General features: G+C 41.6%; 8 protein-coding genes. 4 read left to right on the top strand and 4 right to left on the bottom strand.

Annotated features, from left to right (window positions below; translation table 11 throughout):
* Window positions 1-223: 223 nt before the first annotated feature.
* Together HGG78_RS04460 and gyrA are read right to left on the bottom strand one after the other, a co-directional pair.
* Entirely contained in the window at window positions 224-850 is a 627-nt protein-coding gene (locus tag HGG78_RS04460; protein ID WP_053309891.1) for a LysE family translocator, read from the bottom strand.
* 224 nt (window positions 851-1,074) lie between these two features.
* Window positions 1,075-3,729, bottom strand: coding sequence for a DNA topoisomerase (ATP-hydrolyzing) subunit A (gene gyrA, locus HGG78_RS04455; RefSeq protein ID WP_053309892.1), 2,655 nt, complete (start codon window positions 3,727-3,729; stop codon window positions 1,075-1,077).
* A 293-nt stretch (window positions 3,730-4,022) separates the two neighbouring features.
* Between gyrA and ubiG the strand changes: the two genes are divergently transcribed.
* The 4 genes from ubiG to yfaE all read left to right on the top strand — a co-directional run bounded on the left by ubiG (window position 4,023) and on the right by yfaE (window position 8,955).
* Entirely contained in the window at window positions 4,023-4,730 is a 708-nt protein-coding gene (ubiG, locus tag HGG78_RS04450; RefSeq protein ID WP_053309893.1) for a bifunctional 2-polyprenyl-6-hydroxyphenol methylase/3-demethylubiquinol 3-O-methyltransferase UbiG, read from the top strand.
* Between the two features lie 460 nt (window positions 4,731-5,190).
* Entirely contained in the window at window positions 5,191-7,473 is a 2,283-nt protein-coding gene (gene nrdA, locus HGG78_RS04445) for a class 1a ribonucleoside-diphosphate reductase subunit alpha (RefSeq protein ID WP_053309894.1), read from the top strand.
* A gap of 70 nt (window positions 7,474-7,543) precedes the next feature.
* Window positions 7,544-8,677 carry a class Ia ribonucleoside-diphosphate reductase subunit beta gene (gene nrdB, locus HGG78_RS04440; protein ID WP_053309895.1) on the top strand — a complete coding sequence of 378 codons (1,134 nt, stop codon included), beginning with the start codon at window positions 7,544-7,546 and terminating at the stop codon, window positions 8,675-8,677.
* Complete coding sequence (gene yfaE / locus HGG78_RS04435) at window positions 8,677-8,955, top strand: class I ribonucleotide reductase maintenance protein YfaE (protein ID WP_053309896.1); 279 nt, start codon at window positions 8,677-8,679, stop codon at window positions 8,953-8,955. Before nrdB ends, yfaE begins: the two co-directional genes overlap by 1 nt.
* 44 nt (window positions 8,956-8,999) lie before the next feature.
* Here the strand turns inward: yfaE and HGG78_RS04430 are convergent, their stop codons facing one another.
* Both HGG78_RS04430 and HGG78_RS04425 read right to left on the bottom strand, forming a co-directional pair.
* Window positions 9,000-9,254, bottom strand: a complete 255-nt coding sequence (locus HGG78_RS04430) for a hypothetical protein (RefSeq protein WP_053309897.1) — start codon at window positions 9,252-9,254, stop codon at window positions 9,000-9,002.
* A 255-nt stretch (window positions 9,255-9,509) separates the two neighbouring features.
* Window positions 9,510-10,751, bottom strand: coding sequence for a CinA family nicotinamide mononucleotide deamidase-related protein (locus tag HGG78_RS04425; RefSeq protein ID WP_053309898.1), 1,242 nt, complete (start codon window positions 10,749-10,751; stop codon window positions 9,510-9,512).
* Window positions 10,752-10,918: the final 167 nt, after the last annotated feature.

The following is a 10,918-nucleotide window of genomic DNA, read 5'->3' as shown; positions in this document are numbered from 1 at the left end:
ATCACGGAGTTCACGATTCATCCCTATAAAACTTATATTAATTCTCAAAAATAATACCATTTTTCATAAATATTTCTTATGTCGTGTAAAGTTATGGAATAACAATCACACTTTGTTCAATACTCAAACTATTTGAAGGAGTGGGCATACGGCAAGTAGGAAAGTTATATCGACAACTTATAAAAACAATCCTACTCCCCAAAATAGCCTCTAATAAACCAAGCTAGACTCGGCTAGTTGACGATAAAATAGCCCCAGCACCAATAAATACTCCTCCAGTTAATTTATTAAAGATATTCACGCGACTTTCCGCTAATAACCAATTTGAAGACTTAGTTCCTAAGTACGCGTATGTCAGCAGCCAAGAAAGCTCGAAAACAACAAAGGTAGCAGCAAAAATCAAATATTGACTCATTAATGAAACGTCAGGAGAAATAAACTGAGGGAATAGAGCACTAAAGAAGATGATAGCCTTGGGATTACTCGCTCCGACAACAAAACCACTAATATAGTGACTTCGTGCTGTCCCTCCTTTGCTCTCATTTGGCTTCACACTGAGAGTCTGGCTTTTACTTAGCAAGGCATTGATGCCTAAATAAATGAGATAAGCGGCACCTATCCATTTAACCACATTAAAAATAAGCTCCGAAGAGGCAATTAATACACCAAGTCCTGTAAAAGACAAGCTTAAGATAATTGTAATGGCCGTTAAGCTGCCTAGTGCAGTGAACAATGCACCACGCATACCGTGAGTGACCCCTTTAGTCATACACAATAAGGAACTAGGGCCTGGAGAAGCCGTCAAAATTAATATCGCGAACGCATAAACAATCCATGTTTCTAATGTCATAAACTTTCCTTTTTTAAATGCTAATCCATTTAGCTGCTTATTAAATTACACACAACACTTTCTGATGTCTAATTTTTCATCAGTTTTGTCGAGTGAGTCGAATATAACACTCAAAAATTGGTGGATGACGAAACCACATTTTATGTGACCAATAAAAAAGCCGAGCTATCATCGCTCGGCTTTTCGTATTGTTTAAACCTTGTTATTCAAAGCGCAAGAGTAATCTACTCGTCTTCAGAGTCATCATTCTCGGTAGTAGTATCATCACTAACTTGAGAATCAGTGTTCTCTTCTGCAGTCACCACTGTCGCTTCTTCACCTTCCAGCTGTTCGCCTTCTGGTAACTCAGTTTCTTCAATTTCTTCAATACGCTGTAGACCAACAACATTCTCATCATCAGCAGTACGAATCAAAGTAACACCTTGAGTATTACGACCGACTTGACTTACTTCAGCCACACGTGTACGAACCAGCGTACCAGCATCAGTGATCATCATGAACTCGTCGCCTTCTTCAGCTTGCACTGCGCCGACAACTTGACCGTTACGTTCAGAAACTTTGATTGAAACCACACCTTGTGTAGCACGACCTTTAGTTGGGTATTCCCCTAAGGTTGTACGTTTACCGTAACCATTTTGCGTTACAGTTAAGATATCACCTTCATTGGAAGGAACAATCAAAGAAACAACTTGGTCGCCTTCGGCCAGTTTCATACCACGAACACCCGCTGCAGTACGTCCCATGGCTCGAACATGATTCTCATTAAAGCGAACGACTTTACCTTCTTTAGAGAACAGCATGATATCGCTGTCACCATCGGTAATATCAACACCAATTAGAGAGTCATCATCACGTAGGTTAACAGCAATCAGACCATTTGAACGTACGTTAGCAAAGCTTGAAAGTGAGGTTTTCTTAACCGTGCCATCGCCAGTTGCCATGAAGATAAACTTATCATCACTAAACTCTGTCACTGGTAGGATCGCTGTAATACGCTCACCTTCTTCCAAAGGAAGAATATTAACGATTGGCTTACCGCGCGCAGTACGACTTGCCAATGGCAATTGGTAAACTTTCAGGCGGTACGTTTTACCACGAGTCGAGAAACAAAGGATGTTATCGTGCGTATTCGCAACAAGAAGACGTTCAATATAGTCTTCTTCCTTCATCTTCGTCGCACTCTTACCTTTACCACCACGGCGCTGAGCTTCGTAGTCGCTCAGAATTTGGTACTTCACATAACCAGCATTAGACAGTGTTACCACAACATCTTCACGAGCAATTAGCTCTTCCATGTCGATATCGTGACTTGCAGCAGTGATCTCAGTACGGCGTGTATCGCCAAAGTTTTCACGTACAAGTTCCAACTCTTCACGAATCACTTCCATCAAACGCTCAGTACTTGCAAGGATATGCATTAACTCTGCGATTTCTTCTAGAAGTGCTTTGTACTCGTCAAGGATCTTCTCATGCTCTAGACCTGTTAATCGGTGTAGGCGTAACTCGAGAATCGCTTGAGCTTGTTGCTCAGTTAAAAAGTACTGACCATCACGAATACCATACTCAGGCTCAAGCCACTCAGGGCGAGCCGCATCAGTACCAGCACGTTCAAGCATAGAAGCAACGTTGCCAAGGTCCCAACCGCGCGCGATCAATCCTGCTTTTGCTTCAGCAGGTGTCGCTGCACTTCGAATCAGCTCGATGATTTCATCGATATTAGCCAGTGCCAGTGCTAGTGCTTCAAGAATATGGGCACGATCACGCGCCTTGCGTAATTCGAAAATAGTACGGCGTGTCACTACTTCACGGCGGTGATCAACGAAGCATTTCAACATTTCTTTCAAGTTGAATAGCTTAGGCTGACCATTATCAAGCGCAACCATGTTGATACCGAAAGTCGTCTGCAGTTGAGTTTGTGAGTAGAGGTTATTTAGAACCACTTCACCTACCGCATCACGCTTACATTCAATAACGATACGCATACCGTCTTTATCAGACTCGTCACGCAGCGCACTGATGCCTTCCACTTTCTTATCTTTAACCAGCTCGGCAATCTTTTCGATCAAACGAGCTTTGTTCACTTGATAAGGGATCTCAGTCACAATAATGGTTTCTCGACCATTTTTCTCAACTTCGATGTCTGCTTTAGAACGCATGTAAACTTTACCGCGTCCTGTTTTATAAGCATCAATAATGCCCTTGCGGCCACTGATTAGTGCAGCAGTTGGGAAGTCAGGACCTGGAATATAGTCCATTAACTCATCAATAGTGATCTCTTCGTTATTGATATACGCCAAACAACCATCAACGACTTCCGTTAAGTTGTGTGGTGGAATGTTGGTGGCCATACCTACAGCGATACCGGATGAACCGTTTACCAATAGGTTAGGAATTTTTGTTGGCAGAACCGCTGGAATTTGCTCGGTACCATCATAGTTTGGTACGTAATCAACAGTTTCTTTGTCAAGATCGGCCAATAGCTCATGCGCTATTTTTGCCATACGTACTTCGGTGTAACGCATTGCTGCCGCAGAGTCACCATCGATCGAGCCAAAGTTACCTTGACCATCAACAAGCATGTAACGCAATGAGAAAGGCTGCGCCATACGAACAATAGTATCGTATACCGCGCTATCACCATGTGGGTGATATTTACCGATTACGTCGCCCACAACACGGGCAGATTTTTTATATGGTTTATTCCAATCGTTACCAAGCACATTCATCGCGAATAATACGCGGCGGTGTACTGGTTTTAGACCATCACGCACGTCTGGAAGAGCACGACCCACAATGACTGACATCGCGTAGTCTAGGTATGAACCTCTTAGCTCATCTTCAATGTTGACGGGCGTGATCTCTTTAGCTAAATCGCTCATAGAGCCATTATCCCTCTATCTTTTGATCGTATATTTGATACGTACAAGGCCGGAAAATATAACACATAATTCACTACTTCGGCATCACTTTCCCTGTCCTTTTATCAGGTTGTGACCTTTGTTGTGTATCAAATGCCGAGAAATTGCACATTCATTCCATACCCAACTGATAAGTGGTTACTTTTCAGCCACAAATCCGCGAAATAGGGAAAGCAGTGGTCTGTTTCACTTAACAAGTTATAATGCGTGATTCAATAAAGGATGTATAAGTTGACAGTAAGAGCGAATCTATCATGACTAAAGCACAGAACGTTGATCTTAATGAAATCAAAAAGTTTGAAGAAATGGCGTCTCGCTGGTGGGATCTCGATGGGGAATTTAAACCTCTTCACCAGATAAACCCATTAAGATTGAATTATGTGCTCGGCAATGCCAATGGCTTATTTGGTAAGACTGTACTCGATGTAGGATGTGGTGGTGGTATTCTGGCAGAGAGTATGGCGCGCGAAGGGGCAAACGTAACTGGCTTGGATATGGGCAAAGAACCACTGGAAGTTGCTCGTTTACATGCATTAGAAACAGGCACCAAATTGACTTACATCCAAAGTACGATTGAAGACCACGCCGAAGAGAAACCACACTACTACGATGTGGTAACTTGCATGGAAATGTTAGAGCACGTTCCAGACCCGCTTTCGGTAGTACGTGCTTGTGCGACTTTGGTTAAACCAGAGGGTCATGTGTTTTTCTCAACTCTCAATCGTAATATTAAGTCTTATTTATTTGCCATTGTCGGTGCTGAAAAGTTGATGCGAATTGTTCCCGAAGGCACCCATGACCACGATAAATTCATTCGCCCATCCGAACTTATCAAAATGATTGATCAAACTAATTTGCAAGAACAAGGTATCACAGGTCTGCTATATAACCCTCTGACTGACACTTACCGCTTGGGTCGTAATGTCGACGTTAACTACATCGTTCATACACGTCTGTTTTAGGCGTGTTATTTAGCGCATAACTCACGTTAAAAATCGGGTTGATTAACACAACTCAACTCGTTTTTTTAGTGCATTTTTTGTGCTCCAGATTCCATTTTAACCAACCTAAAATACACCTCCGATTTTATGCAAAGATCAAGAAGTTTTTTTTTAATTGCGGTTACATCTAAACCGATCTCAAAATGGCAATTTCTTACAAGCAAACCTGCTCTTTGATCATCGGTAAGTGGATACTAACTGATTTTTTGTTATTTGCTAGTTATCCACAAGCTGTTCAAGATCTCTAACTTGAAATGACCTCCATATAGCACTATCTTGTAAGTCGCAAAGCAAAGCACCCCTATATGTAGTGTTTACGCTACAATATATAGATAGACTCAGATCACAAAGCCGCAATGAAATTTACAACAATTCTATAGAAATGCGGCTTTAAGCAGTTTTGTTAGGGAAATGAAGCAGAATGAACCAACAACTCACTGTCACTAAGCGTGATGGCCGCAAAGAAAATATTGATCTTGAAAAGATCCACCGTGTAATTGCATGGGCAGCTGAAGGCCTTCACAACGTGTCTGTATCACAAGTAGAATTGAAAGCTCACATTCAATTTTACGATGGCATCACGACTTCGGACATCCATGAAACCATTATCAAATCCGCCGCGGATTTGATCTCAGAAGAGACACCCGATTACCAATATTTGGCTGCTCGTCTTGCTGTATTCCACTTACGCAAAAAAGCATACGGCCAATATGAACCACCAACGCTATACAAGCATGTGGCACATTTGGTCGAAACGGGTAAGTATGACAAGCATCTTATTGAAGACTATACTCGTGCAGAGTTTGAAGAACTCGACACTTACATAGATCACAAACGTGACTTAGATTTCTCTTACGCTGCGGTTAAACAGCTTGAAGGTAAATATTTCGTTCAAAACCGTGTAACCAAGCAAATCTATGAAAGTGCTCAATTTCTTTATATTTTGGTTGCGGCTTGTCTATTTGCTAAGTATCCAAAAGAGAATCGTCTTGAGTACATCAAGCGTTTTTACGATGCGACGTCGACATTCAAAATTTCGCTGCCAACACCAATTATGTCTGGTGTACGTACCCCTACTCGTCAATTCAGCTCATGTGTATTGATTGAGTGTGGTGATAGCCTTGATTCAATCAATGCAACTGCAAGCTCAATTGTACGTTATGTATCTCAACGTGCAGGTATTGGTATCAATGCAGGTCGTATCCGAGCACTAGGCTCTGAGATCCGTGGTGGTGAAGCATTCCATACAGGCTGTATCCCTTTTTATAAATACTTCCAAACCGCGGTAAAATGCTGTTCTCAAGGTGGTGTTCGTGGCGGTGCTGCGACGGTGTTCTACCCATTATGGCATGGTGAAGTACAATCTCTGCTGGTATTGAAGAACAACCGTGGTGTAGAAGAGAACCGCGTACGTCATATGGACTACGGCGTTCAATTGAACAAGCTGATGTATTCGCGCTTAGTGCAAGGCGGCAACATCACACTATTCTCTCCTTCTGATGTTCCAGGGTTGTATGACGCTTTCTTTGAAAATCAACAAGAGTTCGAACGTCTATACGTTCAATATGAGAATGACCCTTCAATTAAGAAAGAGTCGGTAAAAGCAGTTGAGCTATTCTCATTATTGATGCAAGAACGCGCGTCAACGGGCCGTATCTACATTCAGAACGTTGACCACTGTAATACGCATAGCCCATTTGATGCTGCAGTCGCTCCAGTGCGTCAATCTAACTTATGTTTAGAAATCGCTCTACCAACCAAGCCATTGAAAAACGTTGAAGATGACGAAGGTGAAATCGCCTTGTGCACACTTTCAGCCTTTAACTTGGGTTCAATTACATCGCTTGATGATTTTGAAGAACTTGCAGACTTAGTTGTGCGCGCTCTTGATGCCTTGTTAGATTATCAAGATTACCCACTTCCAGCGGCCTATAAGTCAACCATGAATCGTCGTACATTAGGGGTGGGTGTCATTAACTACGCTTACTACTTAGCGAAAAATGGTGTGAAATATTCTGATGGTAGTGCTAATGGCCTAACCCACCGCACCTTCGAAGCAATGCAGTATTACTTATTGAAAGCATCGGTTGCATTAGCAAAAGAGCAAGGTAGATGTCCGCTGTTCCATGAGACGAACTATGCAAAAGGTCTACTGCCTATCGACACCTACAAAAAAGATGTTGATCTAATCTGTGATGAGCCTTTGCACTATGATTGGGATACACTACGTTCGGAAATCATGGAATTTGGTCTACGTAACTCGACCTTGACGGCGTTAATGCCTTCAGAGACGTCTTCTCAAATTTCTAATGCGACTAACGGTATCGAACCACCACGTGGTTATGTGTCGGTGAAAGCCTCTAAAGACGGCATTTTGAAACAAGTAGTTCCTGATTTTATCAACCTAAAAGAGAACTACGAATTGCTATGGAATATCGGTTCAAATAACGGTTATTTGCACTTAGTGGGTATTATGCAGAAGTTTGTAGACCAAGCAATTTCAGCGAATACAAACTACGACCCAAGCACTTACGAAACGGGCAAAGTACCGATGAAGAAATTGCTGCAAGATCTACTCACTGCTTATAAATTTGGCGTGAAAACACTGTACTATCACAACACTCGTGATGGCGCTAAAGATGATCAAAAAGATGCCGTGCAGGCTCAAGATGATGATTGTGCTGGCGGTGGTTGTAAGATCTAACCTTATTTCACATTCAAACGTATTTAATAATGCTCCCCTATTTGGGGAGTTTTAAAGGATTGAGGCATTTATGGCTTACAGTACTTTTTCTCAAAAAAAGAATAACCAATTAAAAGAACCGATGTTTCTTGGTCAATCGGTTAACGTTGCACGTTATGACCAACAAAAATTCGAGATTTTTGAAAAGCTGATCGAAAAACAACTGTCCTTTTTCTGGCGGCCTGAAGAAGTTGACGTATCAAGTGATCGTATTGATTACAACAAGCTTCCTGATCATGAAAAGCACATTTTCATCTCGAATTTGAAATATCAAACCTTGCTTGATTCCATCCAAGGTCGTAGCCCTAACGTTGCGCTGCTTCCGCTGGTGTCTTTGCCTGAAGTTGAAACGTGGATTGAAACTTGGTCATTCTCTGAAACGATTCACTCACGCTCTTACACCCATATCATCCGCAATATTGTGAATGACCCTGGTCTTGTGTTTGATGACATCGTTGAAAATGAGCATATTTTAAAACGTGCCAAAGACATTGCGCACTACTACGATGATTTGATCCAATTGACCAACGACTACCACAGATATGGTGAAGGCACACACCAAATCAACGGAGAGCCTGTCGAAGTCAGTCTAAATAAACTCAAGCGCAAGCTATACCTTTGCTTGATGTCAGTGAATGCGCTAGAAGCCATCCGCTTCTACGTTAGTTTTGCCTGTTCATTTGCTTTTGCAGAGCGTGAATTGATGGAAGGTAATGCCAAAATCATCAAGCTAATTGCACGTGATGAAGCGCTTCACCTGACAGGAACTCAGCATATGATCAACTTGCTACGAAACGGGCAAGATGATTTCGCATTTTTACAAATCGCTGAAGAGTGTAAACAAGAATGTTTCGACCTATTTAAGGCCGCAGCGGAACAAGAAAAAGAGTGGGCAGAGTACTTGTTCAAAGATGGATCAATGATCGGTTTGAACAAAGATATCCTGTGTCAATACGTTGAATACATTACTAACGTGCGTATGCAAGCCGTTGGACTTCCAACCGCATACCCTGAAGCAACCTCCAACCCTATTCCTTGGATAAATGCGTGGCTATCTTCAGATAACGTACAAGTTGCTCCTCAAGAAGCGGAAATTAGCTCATACCTTGTAGGTCAAATTGATAACGAAGTTCACGCTGATGACTTTGAGGACTTTGAGCTGTAATGGCACGTATAAAAATCAACAATATCACCACCATAGAATCAAACTCTTCCAACACTGTATTGGAAAGTATGGAAGGTGCAGGGCTAGAGCCTGAGTTTAACTGCCGTGATGGCCATTGTGGTGCTTGTCGTTGCACTTTAGTTTCTGGTGAAGTGGAATATGTTGGTTTTGCTATGGCTTACACTGAGCACAATGAAATTTTGCCTTGCATTTGTAAGGCGAAGAATCACATTGAACTTGCTAATGTAACCTATCGGTTGAAAGCGAAACGAGCTTAGAACTGACATAATGCAGTAAGATAGAGAAAACGATAAAGCCAGAGCTAAGCTCTGGCTTTATTAATACCGGATAGTATTTCATCAGCAGTACCCATTGATACTGATTTATGAGCAATTTCTCTGCCGTCGTCATCAAACAACGATAGTCTATATCCTTGATAACTTGGATTATTTTCGTCTGATGGAGCATGTAGCCATAGTGAAACCACATCACTCATCCCATTGCTTAAAGCCTCTCCTAAGATCACTTTTTGACTCGCCACTTTATACCAAACTAAGATTTTGGATTGATGAAACATGTCAGCCTCCTGCCGAATTTTCTCAAGCGGACTGACAGTGTACAGAGAAAAATTGCTTAAAAAAGACTCAAATCTGAGACAAATTTATCTCCTGCTATAAATCATAAACTTAGCCTTTAGACCAAATAATCATAAGATGCATACGCAATAGAACATCCATTGTAAGCACAAAAAACATTCAGTTATGAATAAGCAGTGACGAATTTAAAATCGTTTAATATTCAATATGATAGTAAAAAACTGCTAACTACACACTCAGTTGTTAATCACACTCGATGGCAAATACATCTCTTTTATTGGAGCCACAAAGCCATATTGCGTAAAAACAGGTTTGTTGGAAAGGTAACGACGTAGCATATCGGCAGCAATAGTTGCTATCAATTCACGTTGCTCACTAGCACTGTAGCTTCGTTTAAATTTGAGTATTTGCCCCCACTCTCCCTGCGGAGCAGATAAAGCAAGACTAAATTGATCGTCAATCAAAGTGCCAGTGACTAAAGACAATGAGGTGGAACATTTTTCTTTTGTCGCTCCAGCAAGAGCTAACGATGCGGCTAGCGGATCTTGATCACCAAGGCCAGATTCTACACTGCGGCTCAGAATCCAACTATGACCACTCAATGCTTCAACTTGCTCATTACTTAATAACCAACTTGCGAGCCAACCTTTCGTTGCTTGTTCTGCAATCGCTAGTGATTGTCCTTTTTCTTGCATTAAATGGCCAATATGCGCAAGCATCGGTTCATCAACACTCACCACATATTGCTCTAAGTGCTTGTAGATAATTTGCAATAGTTGTACGCGTCGCTCTATATCTTCTTTAGGGCCAAATAATTTCACCTCAATAAACGGCAGATATGAGCGATAGCCAAGCATATACCCTTCAGGCAAGACCATTTTGTCTAACTTATCTGAGATAGCCGATTCAGATGAACCAAAAGTAAATAAGCGGCTGCACTCTAATCCTGTCTGCTGTGGGTAATGAGCTTTTAAATCCGGCAGTACCTGCTGAGTGATCATTTGCTTGAATTCACTTGGCACGCCAGGAGTAAAGTAGCACTGACATTCATTTATCAAGACCTTAAACCCACAAGCAGTACCGATTGGGTTATCAATAATTTCTGCACTTTCAGGTAGCATCGCTTGCTTGAGGTTACTTTCTGGCATGATAACTCCACGCTGAACAAAAAATGCTTCTAGTACTTTTTGCCATTGTGGAAATAACACCAGCTTCTGCTCAGCCGCTTGAGCCGCTGCTGCCGCACTGACATCATCTGAAGTTGGTCCAAGTCCACCATTCACAATCAGCACATCATTATTGAAACTGAGCATTAGTAATTCTTCGACCAAAGACTGTTGATTATCACCAACCGTTGCGCGTTTCACTAATGAAAAGCCATGTTCGAAAAACTCGCTGGATAGCCAAGCCGCATTGGTATCGACAATGTCGCCATGAAGAACTTCTTCACCCGTGCTTAACATCGCTATTTTCAACATAATGTGTCCTTTTGTGTAAACTCACACTGCTATTGGTGCTGCAAAGTATAAAGTGCAAAATATAACTGTTTGAATGCAATTTTTCTCATAAGTTTCGCTAATTGGACAAAATACTGTTTTCATCTCTAAGAGTTTAATAGATAATTGTGATTCTGATCATTAAAAAC

This window comes from Vibrio aestuarianus, assembly GCF_012395185.1.
GTDB lineage: Bacteria > Pseudomonadota > Gammaproteobacteria > Enterobacterales > Vibrionaceae > Vibrio > Vibrio aestuarianus.
Note: the sequence above shows the minus strand (reverse complement) of the source record. Positions and strands in the feature narration are given on the sequence as shown.

Coding starts and splice junctions, on each gene's coding strand:
- HGG78_RS04460 (WP_053309891.1), bottom strand. CDS start 850: ATGACATTAGAAACATGGATTGTTTATGCGTTCGCGATATTAATTTTG.
- gyrA (WP_053309892.1), bottom strand. CDS start 3,729: ATGAGCGATTTAGCTAAAGAGATCACGCCCGTCAACATTGAAGATGAG.
- ubiG (WP_053309893.1), top strand. CDS start 4,023: ATGACTAAAGCACAGAACGTTGATCTTAATGAAATCAAAAAGTTTGAA.
- nrdA (WP_053309894.1), top strand. CDS start 5,191: ATGAACCAACAACTCACTGTCACTAAGCGTGATGGCCGCAAAGAAAAT.
- nrdB (WP_053309895.1), top strand. CDS start 7,544: ATGGCTTACAGTACTTTTTCTCAAAAAAAGAATAACCAATTAAAAGAA.
- yfaE (WP_053309896.1), top strand. CDS start 8,677: ATGGCACGTATAAAAATCAACAATATCACCACCATAGAATCAAACTCT.
- HGG78_RS04430 (WP_053309897.1), bottom strand. CDS start 9,254: ATGTTTCATCAATCCAAAATCTTAGTTTGGTATAAAGTGGCGAGTCAA.
- HGG78_RS04425 (WP_053309898.1), bottom strand. CDS start 10,751: ATGTTGAAAATAGCGATGTTAAGCACGGGTGAAGAAGTTCTTCATGGC.